At 60.0% G+C, this 20,309-nt stretch carries 9 protein-coding genes and 1 tRNA gene; 5 read left to right on the top strand and 5 right to left on the bottom strand.

What is annotated here, in order from left to right:
- The first annotated feature begins 1 nt into the window (after position 1).
- The 3 genes from AYJ54_RS10655 to AYJ54_RS10665 are packed head-to-tail and all read left to right on the top strand — an operon-like array spanning position 2 to position 13,457.
- Complete coding sequence (locus AYJ54_RS10655) at positions 2–4,891, top strand: N-6 DNA methylase (RefSeq protein ID WP_063698881.1); 4,890 nt, start codon at positions 2–4, stop codon at positions 4,889–4,891.
- On the top strand, positions 4,888–11,277 hold the full coding sequence (locus AYJ54_RS10660; RefSeq protein WP_063698882.1) for a DEAD/DEAH box helicase: 6,390 nt from the start codon (positions 4,888–4,890) through the stop codon (positions 11,275–11,277). The genes AYJ54_RS10655 and AYJ54_RS10660 overlap by 4 nt, the downstream gene beginning before the upstream one ends.
- Entirely contained in the window at positions 11,274–13,457 is a 2,184-nt protein-coding gene (locus AYJ54_RS10665; RefSeq protein WP_063698883.1) for a 3'-5' exonuclease, read from the top strand. The genes AYJ54_RS10660 and AYJ54_RS10665 overlap by 4 nt, the downstream gene beginning before the upstream one ends.
- A gap of 354 nt (positions 13,458–13,811) precedes the next feature.
- On the opposite strand, the gene AYJ54_RS10670 is transcribed toward AYJ54_RS10665, so the two are convergent.
- Positions 13,812–14,315, bottom strand: a complete 504-nt coding sequence (locus tag AYJ54_RS10670) for a DUF7689 domain-containing protein (protein ID WP_136623600.1) — start codon at positions 14,313–14,315, stop codon at positions 13,812–13,814.
- Between the two features lie 307 nt (positions 14,316–14,622).
- Between AYJ54_RS10670 and AYJ54_RS10675 the strand changes: the two genes are divergently transcribed.
- Positions 14,623–16,296 carry a hypothetical protein gene (locus AYJ54_RS10675; protein ID WP_136623601.1) on the top strand — a complete coding sequence of 558 codons (1,674 nt, stop codon included), beginning with the start codon at positions 14,623–14,625 and terminating at the stop codon, positions 16,294–16,296.
- Positions 16,297–16,532: 236 nt separating this feature from the next.
- Here AYJ54_RS10675 and AYJ54_RS53455 read toward each other — a convergent pair whose 3' ends face one another.
- From AYJ54_RS53455 to AYJ54_RS49170, 3 genes are all read right to left on the bottom strand, one after another.
- The gene (locus tag AYJ54_RS53455) at positions 16,533–16,655 is read right to left on the bottom strand and encodes a hypothetical protein (RefSeq protein ID WP_283808648.1); all 123 of its coding nucleotides are present in this window, start codon (positions 16,653–16,655) and stop codon (positions 16,533–16,535) included.
- 460 nt (positions 16,656–17,115) lie between these two features.
- Entirely contained in the window at positions 17,116–17,487 is a 372-nt protein-coding gene (locus AYJ54_RS50610; RefSeq protein ID WP_161491834.1) for a hypothetical protein, read from the bottom strand.
- Positions 17,488–17,913: 426 nt separating this feature from the next.
- A complete protein-coding gene (locus AYJ54_RS49170; protein ID WP_136623602.1) occupies positions 17,914–18,261 on the bottom strand; it encodes a hypothetical protein in 348 nt (115 codons plus the stop codon).
- Positions 18,262–19,037: 776 nt separating this feature from the next.
- Here AYJ54_RS49170 and AYJ54_RS10695 point away from each other — a divergent pair.
- Positions 19,038–19,114, top strand: a tRNA-Arg gene (locus AYJ54_RS10695).
- Between the two features lie 137 nt (positions 19,115–19,251).
- Here the strand turns inward: AYJ54_RS10695 and AYJ54_RS10700 are convergent.
- Positions 19,252–20,286, bottom strand: a complete 1,035-nt coding sequence (locus AYJ54_RS10700) for a substrate-binding domain-containing protein (RefSeq protein ID WP_063698887.1) — start codon at positions 20,284–20,286, stop codon at positions 19,252–19,254.
- Between the last annotated feature and the right edge of the window lie 23 nt (positions 20,287–20,309).

Here is a 20,309-nt window from a genome sequence, read left to right on the forward strand (position 1 = left end):
GATGGACCTGATCGGTATCGAGAACGAGGCTGAATTCTTCCCGGCAGGCGCTCTTTCGGACTCGCTGCAGGTCGAGTTGCGCGAAATCACCTCGCGCTGGAACAAGGCCACGGATGGCGAGAACCCCGTCGCACGCCTTACGAAATGCTGTGAACCGTTCCTCGCCGAGCTTCGCAGGATTCGCAATGCAACCGATTCCGCCAATCGGACGGACTGGCGCCGGCGATTGAGCCATTCGCTTGTGACGGCGCTCGGATATGATCTCGACCGCAGGAGCCTGCAAACCGCGCTTGAGCGAGAGCCTTTTATCCCCTCATTGGCCAGGGCTTCCGACGTCGAAGGCCGCGACGTCGTCTGGCTGATCGAAGCGCCTCTCGAAAATGCGACGGACGAGAGTGCCGATCCGCTGTCGTTGAGCTTTCAGCCCGAGCAGTTTCTTGAGGACGAACGCGAGTTTGCCGAGACAGAACGTGCGATCGAGGACATCCTCGGCGACGGCATTTTCGAGTTGCGGCAGCCGCCCCGCCTCGTTCTTGTCTGTGGGCTTTCCCAGATCGTTCTTGTCGATCGCCACAAGTGGCCGGCGCGCTCTGTCCTGCGGTTCGATCTGCAGGAGATCTTCTCGCGCCAGGATAAGGACACGCTCGCGACGATGGCGTGTCTGTTGTCGCGCGAGGCGCGGGTGCCGCATCAGGGCATACCGATCGCCGACCGCATCGAGGAAGAGGCCCAGCGCAACGCCAACGCGGTCACGACCTCGCTGAAGCGGACTGTCCGGGACGCTATCGAGATCCTCGGCCAGGAGGTACTCGACGTAACCGAGGGCAAGTATCCGTCTGGTCCGCGCAAAGGCGTCTGGATCGACGGACCCGACCTGTCGCTCGAATGCCTGCGCTACATGTACCGCCTGTTGTTTCTGTTCTACGCCGAGGCCAACCCGCGACTGAACGTTCTGAACCTCAAGGATCCGGTCTACGCCAGCGGCTACAGCATCGAGGCGTTGCGCGAACTGGAATCCGTCCGCCTGCGCACGCCCGCCGAAAAGAACGGCACCTACCTCTCGGAAAGCCTGCAGCGCACGCTCGGCCTGCTGTATAGCGGCAATGGCACCGCCATACGCCTGCCGGCGGTAAAGGTCTCGCTGCTCGACCCTGAGAGCACGCCGATCCTGAATTCAATCAAACTTCGCAACGAGGCCGTACAGAAAGTTATTCGCCTGCTTTCACTGAAGCAGTCGCAGAACGGCACGGCTCGGATTTCCTACGCGAAGCTCGGCATCGGCCAGCTTGGCGCCGTCTACGAAACGCTGATCTCGTTCACCGGCGTGATGGCCAAGCAGGACCTGATTGAGCTTCGCCCACCTACGGGTCGCGGCTCGGTGGATGCCGAAGAGGAAGAGGAAACGTCCGACGAGAGCCAAGAGGATGCGGACGAGGCGGATGGCGAAGACGAGGAGGGCGGCGAACCGGTGTCGCGACGGGACGACATCGATCTGCTGGCAGCGAGCTATTTCGTGCCGCGCAGCCGCGCCGGCGAATTCAAGTCGGAGCAGGTGGTCTTCAACGGGCCAGAAGCCCGGGTCTATCCGAAAGGCAGCTTCATCTATCGCCTCGCCGGCCGCGACCGCGAGAAATCAGCCTCCTACTATACGCCCGAAGCGCTCGCGCGGCTCTTGGTGAAGCACGCGCTGCAGGAACGCTGCAAGGACCTCGCGGCCGACGAAGTTCTTGAACTTAAGATCCTCGAGCCGGCGATGGGGTCGGCCGCGTTCCTGGTTGAAACCACCAACCAGCTCGCCGACATCTATCTCGAACGCAAGCAGAAGGAGACCGGCAGGACTATCCCGCAGGATCAGCTCGCGCTCGAGAAGCAAAAGGTCCGCGCCTTCGTCTCAGACCGCAACTGCTTCGGCGTGGACCTCAATCCGGTGGCAACCGAGCTCGGCGCGATTTCGCTCTGGCTCAACGGCCTGCACGCCAGCGAGTTCTCGCCCTGGTTCCGCGACCAGCTCCACGCCGGCAACTCGCTGATCGGCGCGAGGCGCGCGTCTTATGCCCCTTCCCTGATGTCGGCGAAGAAGAAGGACAATCTCTGGTACAGTCACAAACCAAAGGAGATCGGCTGGCGCGGCGGCCTGCCCGAAGGCCACATCTGGCAGTTCCTGCTGCCGGCCGAGGACATGTCGCGGTTCGACACCGACAAGTCGATCGGCGAGTTTGCAGCCGACGCGCAGAAGAAGATCAAGGCCTGGCGCAAGAACGGCTTCTTCGCCAAACTCGAGGCGTATGAAATCAAGCTGCTGCAGAAACTCAGCCGCATCGCCGAGGACTTGTTCGACATCGTGGCCGACGATCTCGCAAGGAGCCGCGCCTCGACCAATGACGCGATAACGCTCTGGCCAGACAAGGAGATGCCTGGTGCGCGCGGGCTGGACTTTCACGAGAAGGACCGCCGCCTTCAAAAGCTGATCGGCGCAGATCGCGCATCCAACACGCTGCCTTTCAAGCGGCTGAAGACAGCGATGGATGCATGGTGCGCACTGTGGCTCTGGCCGCTGAACAAGGCGCACCTTCTGCCGTCGCGTCAGGAATTCTTGCACGGCATGACGCTGATCCTCGAAGGCGGCTTTTTGCCAGACGGGTCGATCGCGGCTCCAAGCATCGAGCAAATTGGCCTGCCCGAGCGCGACTTGTTCGATCAGCTCCAGGCCGATGAGAAAACAGGCTCGAAGCCAACAACGCCGAAGAAGAAGCAGTCGGGCCTTTTCCATGAAACGGACGTGGACGCGCTCATCCAGGAGATCGAGTGGCTTGCCGTCGCGAGTGAGGTTGCCGAGCGTGAGCGGTTCACTCATTACGATCTGATTTTCGCCGACGTGCTCAGGGCACGCGGAGGTTTCGATGTGATCGTGGGTAATCCACCCTGGGCGAAACCTTCGTGGACCGAGGCCGACGTGATCGGGGATATCGATCCCGGCTTCATCATGCGCAAACTATCGGCGGTGGAGGTACGGCAGGCTCGCGCGAAGGTGCTGACGAAGGAGGCAGACCGCAAGACGTTCCTAAATGCCTATGCTTCTGCAAAAGGGGCGATGACGGTCACGGGATCGGCCGCGATGAACCCATTTGCGGGAGGCGGACAGAACAACCTCTACCGCTGTTTCATCGATTTGAGTTTCCGACTGCTCGCCCCAGCAGGCAATGCGGCGTTGATTCATCAGGATGGGCATCTGACGGACCCAAAAGCTGGAGCGTTTCGGCGCGAATGGTATGGACGGATTACCAAGCACTTCGACCACAGCAATAAAATGACGGCGAAAAACTTCGCAGAGGTTGTCGATCATGTTCGGTTCAGCTTGAATATCTATCGGGGCATCACTTCCGAGATTTCGTTCGATAATGTCACATTTGCATTCCTGGCGGCTCAGGTAGATGAGAGCTATCGCCATGATGGCAGCGGCCCGCTTCCGGCCATTAAAGACTCCGACCGAAAATGGGACACACGCGGGCATCGCGATCGGATCGTGAAGATCAACGCCGATGCGCTGGCGGCTATCCATGCGCTAACAGAAAGCGGCACCACCGCAGTAGAGGAGGCCCGATTTTTACCGCCCTACTCTGCCAAAATGGTGGACGTATTTCGCGCATTGGCACAGGCGCCATCCCTTGCAGAGGCAATTGAGCCAATCACCCAAACCACCTCAGCGCCCAACGGAACCATCGAAATCGAGATCCCAGGTTGGCAAATCTCAAAAATCTGGCACGAGAGCGAAGCGCAATGGAAGCTCAAAACAATTCGACGCGAGACCCGCTTTCAAAGCGATCCGAGCGAGATGGTGATCTCGGGCCCGATGTTTCATGTAGGCAATCCATTCTCCAAGACTCCGAAGGCCGTCTGTCGGACCAACGCCGACTATCAGGTTGTGGAGCTGACTACGGTGCCGGAGGATTATATGCCCCGCACCAACTACGCCCCGGCTGTCGAGATGAGAGACTATAATCGTCAACTTCCCCGCTGCCGCTGGGACCCGACGAAAAGCCATGTGGATTTCTACCGCGTCGCCTTCCGGCGAAGAATCAACCTCAACAGCGAGCGGAGTCTCATTTCCACTTTGCTTCCCCGTCAATTTGCGCACATTGACGCGCTGCAAAGTGTCTCCTTCTTTAAAACTGCCGACCTATTGTCCGTGAACGCTTTCCTGACATCGTTGCCTTATGACTATCTCATCAAATCGGCAGCTAAGAGCGACATATACGAGGCTGATTTTTCAAAACTCCCGTTCGTTGACCCCGGTGACACGGCCAAAAATCGCGGCCTCCGTCTTGTATGCTTGACCACGCTCTATGCCGACCTTTGGAATGAGCAAGCCCATATCCTGAACCCGCTCCCTTGGCATTCTTCGGATCCGCGCCTCGCCTCAGAGGGCCCGGCGGAAGGCCCAGTTAAGTGGTGTCGCACGGCAGCGCTCCGTAGCGATTTTGCTCGCCGCATGGCGCTGGTTGAGATTGACGTGCTGGTGGCCCAGGCATTTGGCCTAACGCTCGACCAGCTGATCGACATCTATCGCATCTACTTCCCAGTTCTGCAGGAGAACGAGGCCGGCACCTGGTATGACCGCAACGGCCGGATTGTGTGGACCTGCTCCAAGGGCCTGCCCGGAATAGGTTTCCTGGACGAAGGCAAGGCCCCGAGCAGCAAGAGATGGGGTGAAATCCTCGAGTCTGGCAAAATCCAACTGGAATGCGAGGCTACCATTGACTTCATGCCTGGTGGCCCGCGCAAGGTCATTCGTACTTTCGAAGGGCCATTTGACACCTGCAATCGCGTCGAAGACTACAAGCGCGCTTGGGCCTATTTCGAGAAACATCGAGAAAGCAAGGCCGCGGCATGAATCCGATTATTCTTGGCCGCCAGGTCGAACAGAGCCTGAAGGATCTGGTTCGAGCGACTCTCAACACCACGAGCCTCGCCTTCGATGGCACGGTCGAGCGTTTCCTTTCCGAACCGGCCAACTACATCAAGGGGCCGTGGATCTCGGTCGCGATGCCCTTCAGACAGTCGGTCGCGCCGGGCAAGCCGTTCGAACAGCCCTTCCCGAGGCTGCCGCTGCGCTTTGCACCCTACCGGCACCAGTTGACGGCCTTCGAACGCCTTGGCGGCGAGAAGCCGCGTTCGACGCTCATCGCGACCGGCACCGGCTCCGGCAAGACGGAATCCTACCTCTGGCCAATTCTCGAGCACTGTCGGATCAACCTTGGCAAGCCAGGAATCAAAGCGATCCTGATCTATCCGATGAACGCGCTCGCGACCGACCAGGCCCGGCGCATTGCGCGTGCGATAAACGACATCTCGTCGCTGAACGGCATACGCGCCGGTATCTATGCAGACGCCGAACCCGCCTCGCCGACAGAGGCGATGACCGAGCAAGAGGTGATCACGCGGCGTGCGGCTATGCGAAGCAGGCCGCCGGACATCCTTCTGACCAATTACAAGATGCTTGACTACCTGTTGCTGCGCGGCAGCGACCAGCCGCTCTGGGCAGCGAACGTACCGGAAACGCTGCGTTTCCTCGTGGTCGACGAACTGCACACCTTCGACGGCGCGCAGGGCGCCGACCTCGCGCTGTTGATCCGCCGGCTCAAGCACCGTCTCGGCACACCGCCCGGCCATCTGGTCTGCGCCGGGTCGTCCGCGACGCTGGGCTCGGGCTCTGATGCCGCGGAGGACCTGCGCGCCTATGCCGGTACGATTTTCGGCGAGACTTTCGATGAAGGGGCCGTCATCCGGGAAGAGCGCCAGACCCCCGACGAGGTTTTTCCCGAGCCTGAATATTTCGACTGGCCCGATGATGCCGGGGTCGGGGCTGCCCTCGAAAGTTCTATGGGACTGAGCCAGGCTGAAACGGCTCGACTCCTCGCGCGCAGTCTTTTTCCGGCGCCGGACGACGACGATCTCTATGAAATCCGTGAGGGTGACCCTGCATCCATTCAATGGCGCTTGCTCCTCGGAAAGCTGCTGCGCGAACACATCGCAGCTCAGAGAGTCCTGCGCATCATTGCCGACGCGCAGATGCCGCTCGACCTCGCTGCCATTGCCGAGCAGCTCGGCAAGGTCAAGGCGCTCTCAAAGGGAACACCTGATGCACGCATACGACTGGCCGAACTGATCGTGTCGCTGGTGGCGTGGGCGCGCTCCGGCACCGAGGCCGCGCCGCAGCCGCTGTTTAGTGTCCGCATCCAGACCTGGGTGCGGGAAATGGCCGGCATGGTGGCAACCCTGCCGCACTGGCGGAATGGCGACGGCCGCTCGCCGATCGAAGTCTCCCATGCACGCGACCATGACGAGGGCGCGTTAAAGCGCATGCTGCCGCTCGCCAACTGCTCGCGATGCGGCACCACGGCCCATATCGGCCGGCTGCCTCCCGCCGGAAAAAGCCTCGGCGCCCCGCTCAACGATCTCTACGAGGAATACTTCGACGACCGCTCGACAAGGCTGCGGCTGATCTACCACGAGAGCGTCAGCCGCAAAGCCGGCACCTCGGGTCGCGGCGGCGTCGTCACCGGATTTCTCGACTGCGAGAGCCTCGAATTCACTCCAGCCGATCACGGCAAGGATCTGGAGTCGGGTACCCGCAGCCCCGTGTGGCTGTACGATCCGACCGGCGACGGCTCGGTCGATCGCACCTGCCCCGCGTGCGGCTATGGTCATGGCCTGCTGCTGTTCGGCCTGCGCGCGTCGCGAATGACGGCAGCGCTCGGCAACACGCTTTATGCTTCAAGACACAACGAAGAAGACCGGCTCGCCAAGCCGCGTCTCCTAATGTTCTCCGACTCGGTGCAGGACGCCGCGCAGCGCGCGGCGGTGACAGAGATCCGTAACACCGTCTCGGTGGTCCGCAAATCCCTGTTCAAGGCACTGGGGAGGAGCGAAACGCGCGGCCTGACGCTCGCCGACATCGTCAAGAAGCTGCCGGCCGAGCTTCGCGTCGAGCTCGGCGAAGAAGCCTTCGTGGCAACCTTCATCCCCCGCGAACAGACTTGGCGGGATCCCTACCGACAGCTGCGGCGAAGCGATCATCTACCAGCCGGGGAACGTTTCCCCGCTCATGTCGAGTGGATGCTGGGCTGGGAATACTTCGAGGACCTGACCTATCTGTCGCACATGTCCTCGTCGCTCGAGACCTGCGGTATCGTCGTGGCGGATGTCTCACCCGACCTCACCGACGCGGTTGCCGATGTCCTCCCCGGCAGGATTGCCAACGCCGTTTCGGGGCCTTTCAGAATGACGCGGGGGGTTGCCGCCCACTTCATCTCGGGCCTCCTGCAACAGATGCGGCGGCGTGGCGCCGTCGGCCACGAGTACATTGTCAAGGGAATGGAATCTGCGCCGCGGAATATCGGCGGACCGAACTATTTTGCAGCTGCAAGATCACTCGGGATCAAGGATGTGCTGCCCGTTCCCAACCATCGCAGAGGACCTGCGCCCGTGCCCGTCACGCTGCTCCGTTCGTGCCCCGGGTACCAGCCATTGCTGCAGGACCATTCCACCAACTGGTATCGCGACTGGGCCGACAAGTTTTTCCCCCCAATCTCGCTTGCGCTGGTGTCGCAGTACGACGTCATTTTCAAGGCGACCATGGACTGCCTCGAGGCCGCGAGCATCGTCCGCCGGATCGACAGGGCCGCCCCCTCGTCCGATCATGGTTATGTGATCGAACCCGAAGTCGTCACCGTCTCCGATCGTGTGGCTCGTCTGCGGTGCAACGTCTGTCGTCGCCAGGAAATTGCGCTCGAAGACAATTCCGCCGCCATTGGATCGCCCTGCACGCGCATCGCCTGCCACGGCACGCTCGAAAGAGACGATCGAATCGTTCCGGCGTCCGCGATCGCATTGCTCGGCACTGACCGAAATCATCGCGTGATCGGCTGCGAGCACACCGGCATCCTGGAGGTCGACGAGCGCCGCGAAATCGAGCGGGGCTTCATCGACGAGGAGACGGCCTGGGCGCCCAATCTGATCTCGGCCACGCCGACGCTCGAGATGGGCATCGACATCGGCGACCTGTCGACACTCGTTCTCTGCTCGGTGCCGCCCGAAGAGGCCAACTACATCCAGCGGATCGGCCGTTCCGGCCGGCGAGACGGAAATTCGCTGAACTTCACCATCGCGACCGCTCGTCAACACGATCTGCAGTTCTGGGAGGATCCTCAGGCAATGCTGTCGGGCAAGGTGCGCGCGCCAGGTGTCTACATCGGCGCACTGTCGGTACTGCTGCGCCAGGCGGCCGCATTCTCGCTCGATTGCTTCGTGGCAACCGGCGAGCAGACCAGCGACTACGGCAATGTGCGCGCCGTATTACGTCAGCTCGAGCAGAGCCGTGGCGACGGCTTCCCGCTCGACTGGTTCGCCTTTCTCGAACGACAGGGCAAAGCTGTCGCCGAAGACTTTCTTGCCATGTTGCCGCGCGACGTCGCAGTCCGGACCGACGTTTCGCGCCGCATTGGTGACTACCTCGCCGGGAAGGATAACCAGTCCCTGATATGGCAGATCAGCACGATCTTCGACCAAGCCAGAGCCGAACGTGATGAGTTCATTGCGCGCCGGAACGAACTCGATGCCGAAGCGAAGCGGGTCAAACGGCGCGCGCACGAAATGACCGAAGAACGGCTCAACGAGCGTCTCGCGGACATCCGGCGTGACAAAGGGCAGATCAACCATGCCATCCGCCAGAGCATCGATGACGTATCAGTGTTGCGTTACCTGACGGACAAGGGCGTGTTACCGAATTATGCTTTTCCCGAGGAAGGCGTCAAACTGAAGTCGATCCTGTCGCGGCAATCGGAGGATGGGCGGCGGATTGAAAACGGTGACAACCTCGAGACGCGCGAATACGTGCGACCTGCAAGCAATGCGCTTACGGAACTAGCGCTCGGCCAGACATTCTACGCTAGCGGCCGCGAGGTCGAGATCGACCGCCTCGAACTCAACAGGCACGACCAGCTTGGATTCCGTTTCTGCCAGAATTGCTCGCATGTGGAGATGGCGGCGACGGCCGAGGCATCCGCGAACTGTCCACGCTGCGCCGATCACATGTGGGGAGATCGCGGCTCGACTCATAATGCCGTCGAGCTGAAGACGGTCATTGCGCTCACGAGCGAGCAGCAGGCCGCGATTCGTGATTCCGACGAGCGGCAGCAAAGGCGCTACGATCGCGGCCTTGTTCCTTTCTTTGGATCCGCCGATATCGAGACGTCATGGTACGGTCAGGACGAAAACGGAGGAGCCCCCTTCGGTTTCGAATTCATCGCACGTTGCGGCTTCCGTGACTTCAACTTCGGGCCACGGACCTCCGCTCCTGTCGGACCTCGAATAGCCGGCGAGAATCGCAAGTCGCGCAAGTTCAGAATTTGCTGCGAGTGCGGGACCGTTCAACGGGCGCCCCGCGGTGAAGGCGACCAGGGCGAGCACACGGCCCGGTGCAGGGCGAAGCGCGACTTCGGCGAGGCGCCGGCACGAGCGGAATGGGAATCCGAAGTCTTCCTGATGCGAAGATTCGAGACTGAATCCATCCGGATGATCGTGCCCGTCATGGGAGAGGCTTCGCATGACGATATCAAGAGTTTCGTTGCCGCGATCAACCTCGGCATGCGCTCGCATTTTGCCGGCAAGGTTGACCACATCCGAAGCACGGTGGTCGAGGCGCAGCTCGATGGCCTCGCGGTCGTACGCAGCCTTTTTCTGTATGATGCGGTCCCGGGGGGCTCGGGTTATCTACGGCAACTCGCCGAGCATCCTGACTCGATGCGCGCCGTGATCGAGACTGCGGCGCAAGCGCTACGAACCTGCCCTTGCGTTGCGCTCGAAGGCAAGACCGGCTGCTTCCGGTGCGTCAAGTCCTATCGGTCCCAGTTTGGCCCCGGCGAACCGGATCGCGACACCGCGTTGCAGATGATGGATCACATCCTGGCGAACTGGGGCAACCTGACGCGAACGGAAACTGGCATTGATGCCCGGGTGCGAAATTTTGCTGTCGAAAGTAAGCTCGAGTCCCGCTTCATCCAGAAGCTGGTTGAGCGTTTCGGCGAGGGCAGCGTCAAGCCCCACGTGCTCGAAGGTGGTCGCAAGGGCCACGTCCTCAGCGCCAGTGACGGCGAAAAGAGCCATTTGTGGAACTTCGAGACGCAGGTCCAGATCGACAGACGTTTCCATGACGTGCCGCGCAAGCGTATCGACTTCCTCTTCACCCCGGTCGGCGGATCAAGCGCGAAGCCGATCGTGGTTGAAATGGATGGATTGAAGTACCACGCGGCATCAGTCGTCGAAGATCTGACCACCCGGCTCCTCCTCATACGGTCGGGTCATACACGGGCGTGGACTCTGAGTTGGCACGATCTCGAAAATGGCGCGGCGCCCCCCAACCCCTTCATGGAGTCGCGACTGGGCGCTCAGCACGCGGGCATTCTCGCGAACGTGCTGGCGAGGCCAGAGATGGCTGATCTGCAAACGAACGTATGTATACTGCAGAGCGGGACTTCCCTGGAGGGCCTCTTCCACCTCCTCTCGCACCCGGAAGCCGGCTACGGAGCCGCGGCTTCCTTGCTCGTCCGGACGATCGTGGGACGCGGCCGTGACATTGCCGGCCTGCCCCGGATCTCGGCGCTGACCCATGACGGCCGTCTCTTCCTCGAAGAGTCGGAGCTGTACGGCCACGTCGTTGATCGCAACCTGGACGTCTATCTTTCGGTCAACAAGGTGTCGCCCGGCAACTGGCGCGACGACGTCCAAGACTGCCGGGTATTGCTGCGCGGCACGCTGCCCGATGTTGCAGACGACAAGACCGTCGCACCCGGATACTCCGAGGCGTGGCGCGGTCTGTGGAGGATAATCAACCTTCTACAGGACCTGCCTGGTTTCCACGTCGAATTCGAGGGCCTCGATACGATAGAGGCGCCGGACATCGCAACCGCGAAAACCGCTCCGATCGATGGTGCGTGGCTCGAGATACTGGCGCTTGCGGGCGAAGGCTTCAGGCCGCTGGTCGAAGCACTCCAGGCAGCCGATGTGGCCGTGCCCGACCGGCAGGGCTTCGACGTCACCCATGACGGGGAGGTGGTTGGTATGATCGAACTCGGATGGACCAACGCCCGCGTTGCAATTTGCGAGGAAGCCTTCGACACAAAGGAGTGGGACCTCCTCGTGTTCAAGCCCGAAAGCGGTCAGTCGGTGACGCAGGTCGTGACTACGGTGTTGCGCAAGATTGAAGGAGGAGCCGCATGAGCGCCGCAACATACAGGGTCTCTTACGACCTCGGTTGCCTGCGGTCGCTGAAGAAACTTCCTGATCGCGTATCGGCCAAATTCCTCGACATGATGACGCGCTTCATGAGTGACCCAACGGCCCACGGCTTAAATTTTGAGAGCGTGAGGGGCACCAGCGACCGCGGAGTCAAATCGGTTCGTATCGACCAAGGCTATCGCGCGATCGCGTTCATCACCGGGCAGGACGTCATGTTCCTGCATGTGAATAACCACGACGAAGCTTACCGCTGGGCCGAGAGACGCGACGTCCGCGTCGACCCGGCCACGAACAGGATCCGGGTGGTTGAATCCGTCGAGGTCAAGGAAGCAGTTTCGGCAAGCGCAGAACTACCAGCCGCGGCGGCTCCAGATCTTTTCAATGTAATCCCTGACGAACGCCTTCTGGCGCTCGGCATCCTCGCCGAAGAACTTCCGAAGGTTCGACAGTTGGGCGACCAGGACGCGCTCGACGGGAGCCAGGATGCGTTTGACGCAACCAGCTACGACATTCTGATTGCGCTCGCCGCTGGTTACCCGGACGATGAAATCAGGGCCATCGTCGGCATCAAGGGCCCGGACGAGGATACAGAGAAGAAGACCCCAACGACTTTTGCCAACGTCATCGCATCGGACGAAAGCCGGCAGCATATCTTCATCCCCGAAACCGAAGAAGAACTGCGTCGCGTCTTCGAAGGCGACCTGGAAGGCTGGCGGATCTTCCTCCATCCCGACCAGCGCAAGGTCGCCTATCGCGATTACAGCGGCCCGACCCTTGTGCGCGGCGGGGCCGGCACTGGCAAGACCGTTGTCGCAATGCATCATGCCAGGTATCTCGCCGACCAGATCAAGAAGGACCCCACTCGCTCATCAGAGAGAGTGCTGTTCACGACATTCACGACGAATCTGGCGCTCGATATCCAGTCGAACCTACAGGCGCTTTGTCCTGAACATCTTGAAGGCTCACCTCCGAGAATCGAGGTGATCAACCTCGATCGCTGGGTTAGTCAGTTCCTGAAACGCAAGAAATTCCCGCGCGAGATCGTCTACTTCGGCGACAACAAGGACCGTCTCGACGGGATCTGGCGGGAGGTGCTCGACAGACACAGCCTGCCCGAGCTTTCGGAGGAGTTCATCCGTGCCGAATGGGAGCAGGTAGTCCAGGCCAAGGGCGTGATGACCGAGGGCGCCTACTTCAAGGTCGCGCGCACCGGCCGGGGCACCGCGCTCGACCGAAAGACCCGCGCCAGCCTCTGGAAGATCTTCTCCGACTATCGGGCAAGCATGATCGATGAAGGCCTGGCGGAGCCCGACGACGCTTACCGCGAGGCGATCGAAATCCTCAAGGCCGAGGCCCCAAGCCTTCCCTACGGCGCCGTGGTGGTCGACGAGGCGCAGGACATGGGCGAGCAGGCGTTCCGCCTCATTCGCGCAATTGTGCCCGAAAAGACTAGCGGCGACCGCAACTCGATCTTCATAGTTGGAGATGCGCACCAGCGCATCTATGGCCGCCGCGCAACCATGACCGCCTGCGGAATAAACGTGCGCGGCCGCTCGCGGCAGTTGCGACTGAATTACCGGACCAGCGATGAGATCCGCAAATGGGCGGTCTCTGTCCTTGAAGGGGTCTCTGTCGACGATCTCGATGAGGGAGCCGATAGCCTGAAGGGGTATACCAGTGTATTCCGCGGCCCGGCGCCGGAGCTCGCGAGCTTCTCCAGCGAGGAGAAAGAGGTCGGCGCACTGATCGAATGGATCCGCGCCGTCAAGGCACAAGGAACGTTGTTGGGCGACATTGGCGTACTTCTGCGCACAATCGGCCAGATCGATAGCATCGCCCGAAAGCTTGACGACGCCGGCATCGAAAGCATCAGGCTCCGACCGAATATGGCCGACGATCGCTGGCAACCGGGCGTGCGGCTGTCGACCATGCACCGCGGCAAGGGGCTGGAATTTCAGGCCGTGGCGATCCCGTTGCTGTCGAAGTCGATTTTTCCCCCACCATGGATGCTGAAAGGGGCTGCTGACGATGTTGATCGCCGCAACATCCTGCAACAGGAAAAATCCCTTCTCCATGTCGCCGCCACTCGCGCCAAGAAGCTATTGCGGGTTTCGTGGAGCGGCGAGCCCTCCCCGCTCATTGTCACGCCGAAGAAGGAATGAGGACCGGCGCTGCTCGACGCTGAGCCCGCGGGCAGGCGATCGAACACCATCGTTGGTGGCGGCGACTCAGTGGCGATTTTCGACAATCAGAAAGCCGCTCAAACGAGCGGCTTTCTGATTTTATGCTGCTATAACAGCATCTTATTTGGTTGCGGAGCAAGATCTTTAACTTGCAACCTTCAGGTGCTGAGCTGATGAGCCTCTGCCTGAAATAGCAATTCCTCAATGATTTCAGATAGTATCAGCCGTTTTGTGCCCCGATTGTGCCCCGGAAGGGTTGGGAGCACTTGGAAAAGGATAGGAAGCATTGGGAGCGTCTGGTACTCGCGAACCGACCCCGGAATGGCGCTCGGCTCATTCGAGGCTTGCCAGTTCGCGTAGCAACGCTTTCGTGTCCGGCCGTCGAAAGTATCGAACCTTGTTGCCGTAGTTGGCCGGGACTTCCCAGATTCCGTGCGCGTGCACCTCGTTGGCCCCCCATTTGGAGCGCAAAACGCCCGCCGCGCCGGATCGAGCAAAATGCACCAACTGGCCCCGATAAAAGTAAGCCACGATGTCATCGGCACGAGCGTCGCCGGGTTTGATTTCCTCTAGGAATCGCTTGGCAATCCATTTCGAAACAAGGGCCGAATTGATCAATGCTAGCTGGTCCTCGGCGTGGGCGCTGACCATCTCCTGGTATGCCGGATTGTCCCAAACCCCGAGCGCGTAGGCGAAGCAATTGAAACGCCTGATTTGCGTGCGTCCCTCTTCAAGCAGCACGATGGAATGGCCGAATTCGCTATTCAACTCTTCCAGCCGCTCGACATAAACGCCAGGAAGCTGAATCGCCTGCGCGTCAGAAAGCGCACTACGCAATTTTCTGCTGCCAGGCATCCGCACCGAAGAAGGTCATTGGTTTGCGGTCGAGCGTGCTGCCGATATCCGCAAAAGTCCAGGGCCTTGGATCAGACCCAAACAGACTCCTGACAATCAACGGGTGATCTTGCCGACGATAAAGCGTATGAATCCGATCTTCTAATACTGACCTTTATTGTTCTGACGAATGAAGTGCCCTCCCTTCTCGGACAAGTTCATCCTGGCTGACGACGCTCGGCTTGCGGCGCAGATTTCTTGCGCAGTGTCGAAGCCCGGAGCGTACCTGGCCGTCTGCGACGGGCCACGCATGCAACGTCCCGACCACAAGCTCGAAGTTCTGCGTCGGTACAACGCGGTCGGCAGAACAAGAGCAAATACTGTCTTTATGGCAGGGCTGCCGGACGCCGGGTTTCAGGCGATGGACCAATCGCTGTCGGCGCGAAAAAACATGACGCGCCATTGCATTTCCTCTTTCAGCGACATTCCATCTTCCAACCGGCTCCCGACGCTCGTCTGGGGCAACGACCGGATTGGCGCGGGGCTGCTCAAGGCGCTGCGCGCGGGCCAGATGATTACCTTTGAAGACCGACCCTCTCCATACGAGTGGGTCGCCTCGCAGAACAAGCACATCGTCGTATGCGAGGAAGGCGAAGACCTTTCGCAGGTCATCGCGGCGAATTACGCGTTTGCGCTGGATGCTGGGCTGTTCCTCATCCCGGAAGTGGATAAGGATCAGGCCGAAGATCTGCTTGAGGGATTCTACAGGCTCTATGACCGCGACTCCGACCTTTCGCCCGCCGATGCCCAGAAGAAGCTTACCCAGGAACTGCTGAATCTGTGCGGCTCGATACCCGTTCCGGACGGCGGCACGGTCACGTTTATTGGCAAGCTGCCCTTTGGCTTCGCCTATCCGGAATATCCATCGACGCATCTTTTTGAATATCCCGATCTCGGGTGCGCGGTCGTCAACGGCTTCGCGGCGGAGCAGCCGCGCACGCCTGGGACAGGCGTCGTTGTTCTCGTCGACCCCAGCACGACCGCGGCGCCGGAGATCCAGGCGGCGGTTGACTTGCTCGAACCACGCCGAGCCTTCATTCGCGTCTATCAGGATCGCGCCGCGAATGTTCGGGACGTTTCCGCGATGATGGAGCATTTCCCCTACGACCTCCTGATTATCGCAACGCATTGCGGAGACAGCGACGGATACCGATGGACATATGATTTCACGGACTCGGAAGGACACCACCGAACCTTCGTGGTCGATATCGCGGTCGGCTTCGCAAGCACGGACGATCCAAATATCGTGAAGGTCGGGCAGTACATGCGATACATATCGCTGGATGGCGTCGACTGGACAGATCGTGCCGCCAAAGCGAAGCTGTATGTCGGGAAGGCGCTTCACGTCTTCAACAACCGGCTTGCCGACGAGCAAAATAAACTAGAGCCGACTAAGAAGGAGAACGTCGATCGTGTCGTCGGATCGGCGGCATTGAAAATGCACGGGAGCAACCTGCTGTTTGCACAACACACGATGGCAGGCGTAGGCACTCCTATCGTCATAAACAACGCGTGCCTGTCGTGGCATCGGCTCGCCGGCAATATGACATATGCGGGCGCACGCGCTTACGTCGGCACGCTATTTCCGGTCACCTCCTCGGAAGCAGCCGAAGTCATTACAAAGGTTCTTGACGGGCATTGGGAAAAGCTCCTTCCCGTCGCTCTCTGGTCGGCCCAGCGTGATGTCTACGGATCAAACTTGCGCAGGCCCTATGTCGTGGCAGGCGTCTTTCCCCAGCGCCTGCGCATTGAAACGAGGGACTATCCAGCCCGCATCGCCGAGCAGCTCTCCACTAGCCTGCGCGGCTATCGGCAAATGCTTGCCGAAACAGACAAGGCACAAACGAAACGTGTTAACGCGGTTGAGGACATTATCAAATATCTTCAGGGAGAGCTTGATCACTTCAAGAGTATGGAAGCCTGATAGGCCTCCAACTCATATCTCCTCGAATTGTTATCGAGCAAGGCACTTTCGCCTGTGACGCTTTGGAATCCGATCAGCACAGCGACGGCTTGGTTGGGAACAGATTTGAATCGTTGACCTAGGTTATGAGCCTTGCGAGCTACCAGGCTGCTCCACCCCGCGGCCCGAAAGAAGGTCAGCAGGTGCGCCAAACAGCGATCTTACTCAAGAATATAATATCGATGATTTACAGACGCTTAGGCTAGAAGCAACGCAGCCGCGATCATGTCCATCGCCTCCTTGTGGTCGTCCGATTTGAACAAGCGGCCGTAGAGGTCCATCGTCACCTGCAAGCTGCTATGGCCTTCGAAGGTCCGCACCGTCTTCGGCTTCCGGTCTGTCCGATTTGCACGCTACAGCGCGCTGGAGTTTGCCGCGGCAGCAGAGACCCTTTTGCTTGGCACCGTAGGCGGTATAGATCAACGCATCCCGGACAATTGGGCTACGCGCATGTCGAAACAAGTCAGCAGGAACTTCGTCAGCTACCACAAGAGCAGCGCCTTCTCGGTAAGCGCGCGTCGACACCAAGGTCGCGCCATGAAAATGGCCATCTCGCTCAGCGGGGTTTGATCCGATTGTGGCGGAGATCATCGAAGCAAATGCGGGAACCATGGTTGACAACGATAACAGGAAGCGGCGCCGACTCGTCGAATTCAAGGACGGTTGCCGCTATGGCAAATTCGGAAAGACCAAGGCTTATGAGCTCATCGCCCACGAGCGGATCAGAGCCTACAAGATGGGCGGCAAGACCATGATCGACCTTCAGAGCGTGGACGAATATCACGCTTCGCTACCAAGAGTCGAAACGAGAGCAAGCCAGGCCGCCGATCTGCGCAGTGAGACGGCGAAGACACAGTCGCGCAGGTTGTAGAGGCAATTAGCCAAATGCTGCATTAAACGCACGCGTTCGGCGCAATAGGCGGCACGGCCATCGATGCCGTAGGTCTTGTTCTTGCCGTCTTTGTCAAGCTGGCGCAGCCAGGGCGCCAGCGCTTTTGTCCATGTAGTGCACGAGATCGACTTCCACCATTGCTGTGTAACGCGCCCTCCTTGTTGAGCAGGGTCGCCGTGGTCGAGCGGAAGCCGGGCGCGCATTGGTCGCCGCCGGCGGCCAATATCGTAGCCGATGATCCGCAGCGCCTTGTCCGACATTGGCGCGCCACCGTCATTGGACGGATGAGCGCTTTCGGCGTCCTGTCTGGCGCCAAGCGAACCGGTCGACCGCCGAAACCGTCCAGCGCGAGGTAAGTGTCTCGCTCAGCGTCGCGGGGCACAATAGACGAAGTACGCTTGGGAGGAGCCTCTCTTGCCCTGGTGATATCAAATTAGTTCGATCCGACGGGAGTCATGGCCGGGTTCGATTCCGGTTGAGAAGATTGAGAAGGCATAGGTCGCGCGTGCTGCCGAGGCGCCTGCTGCTTTATTTTTTGCGAGCTAATGCCGCGCGTCATCTTGCTGGTATTTCTGCTGGTATCGGCGCCAATTGATGGATAAAATGATTTTAAGCTCAGTTGGTTACGGAAATAGGCGACTGCCGGCCAGGGGCACCAGACCGAAAACATAAGCAATAACAATAGCTTACATCCTTAGTTCGATTCCTGATTTTTTGGAAAAATTTTCGCGGCGCATTGAAAACACACGTAAAAGTTCGCGGAAGCAAAGCGTACCAAATTCCGTGTAACTCACTGCAGCCGTCCGTTTTGTGGTATCGGGCGAACAAACGTTCACGACGAATTTCGCTATTCCCGAACGATGGAATTGAGCAGATGGCCCGCAAGAACGGTGGCGCGAGCGCCAACCCGAACACGTCATGCCCGGCGTATTGTTACCCGCGTTGTAAATCGCGAGATCCAGATCATCGCCAGCGGCGCCGAATAGCCTTCTGGTGTCGCTCTCGCTGGTCGCATCGGTGACGACTGGGAGCACCTGTCCCCCGTTTCGCGCGATCTCTTGCGCAAGCAAATCGATCGATGGCCTGTGTTCGCCCGGCGATGATCACTCTCAGGCCGTCAGCCGCAAATCGCTTGCATAGTTGGGCGCCCAGCTCGCGCTCTGGCCCCATTCCGATCACAACCGCTGTTTTCATCATCGCCTCTGCTCATGCATTGTCCGCTTCCAAACCAAGCAGCGACTGTACGGCTTAGACAGACAACCGAGCGTTTTGGGAAGAATACGTAGTGACGAAATCGCGCTGGTAACGGCTTCGGAGCAGCTTCAGGCGGCCGCTCCGTCCTTTTGCAGAATTGTTCTCTTTTTAAGAGCGCCTGACTGCCAACAGGTTGAAGCATTCATGCCATTCGACATATTTCTACGCCATTCGCAGGCCGGAGAAACGAAAATCTGCGCCGTGGAATAAAGAGCCAATATCGATTGATCGCGCCCTGCAGGAGTCGAGCTCGAGGTCTCAACGCGCTTCCTCACTAATGGCGTATGGAACGTGGGCAGCGTTATGACGCAAGCGACTTAATCACCGCAGCGCATTTGCAACGTTGCGCTTGTCCGCCTGAGATAACCGCCGCGCGTACATACGCCGTGAATAAGGGATCGTCTGCGCGCCTGGCCGCTGCCCTCCGAAGGCAGGTGTCAAGCCGGCTGGTGCGAAAAGTGATGAAGAAAGCGTACTGTACTGCAATGGCTTGCGAGGACTGCGCGTTGAGGTTAACTCATACGCGAAATCCGCGTAAGCACTACGTAAGCAAGAAGCACCCGTAGCTCAGCTGGATAGAGCGTCGCCCTCCGAAGGCGAAGGCCACACGTTCGAATCGTGTCGGGCGCGCCATTTCAATACGGGTTTGGTCCGCTCGACCGCGCCCCCTCGCGAGCACACTCTCAAGGCCAAGATTTGCGCCGGGCAAGCCCGGTTCAACTATTGTTGGCCGGCGGGCCGGCGGCAGCGACCACGTTGCGTCAGCGGCTTTAGTCCAGCCCCAGCGGCGCGCCAAACTCGTTGTCATCCATGCGCGCAAAGTCGTGCCGGGGATACACGTCCCTTGCGCGGGCGAAGAAGAATTCATCGAACGCCTTCGCAGCCTCGGACCGCAGTGGATTTACGGTGGGGGCAAAGGCGATCTTTGTGAAGAACGACTCCACGCCCGGAATGGCGACGAATTCGAAATGATCCGGGAATGCCCGCGCCCAGAATGAGACGAGGTGATACCAGGTGAAGGCGACGTCCGCGTAACCACGAGCGACCATCTCGGGCAGATCGCGATGCATGATGCCGAGGCGACCAGGAAAATTCGTCTCCGCTGCGACGAGAGCGTTGGCCGCGGGCTTCCCAAGCTGCGTTTCGACGGCAGCAAGGCACTGCGCACGGACGTCGCCTGAATCGGGCAGCGCGATCCGCGCACCGGTGCGGACCATGTCGGCGAGCCCATGAATGCCAAGCGGATTTCCCTTGCGCACGAGCAGCGCGACGCCGCGATTTCTGCAGAAGAAACGGGCCCGGGATTCGATCACGCCCATCCGGCGCAACTGTCGCAGGGGCTCCGGGTAGCCCATCACGATGTCGGGGTAGAAGCCGGAGCTGCGGCTTGTGTCGAGCGTGAGATTGCCGAGGGCTACTCCGCCAGTGCGTATCATCTGAACGAGAATGGGCTGCGGCAGGGTTGTGAGGATGATGTTCGTCAGGTCGAGATTGGCGTATTGCGGCTGCGACTTGGCCCATGATGGAAACGCACCGACGATCTCGTCGCTCGACAACACCATCAGGTGATTGCCCTCAGTGAAGATCACGAGGCTCGGCGGCGTTCCGAGCCGACCGATCACGTCGAGCACGGTGTCCGTGTGGCCGGCGAACGATCGAATGCCCGCTTGCGGTTTTGCCACCAGCGGCCAGACCAGCGGCTCGGGCGCCGCGTTCTGCGCGACGGCACCCGCGGATCGCGCGTTGCAGGTGTTCAGGCCGATTGCACCCAGTGTGGTGCCGAGGAACGTACGACGGTTCATCATGTCGGGCTCCCTTCCAAGAACGG

The sequence above is a fragment of the Bradyrhizobium centrolobii genome (assembly GCF_001641635.1).
GTDB classification, from domain to species: domain Bacteria; phylum Pseudomonadota; class Alphaproteobacteria; order Rhizobiales; family Xanthobacteraceae; genus Bradyrhizobium; species Bradyrhizobium centrolobii.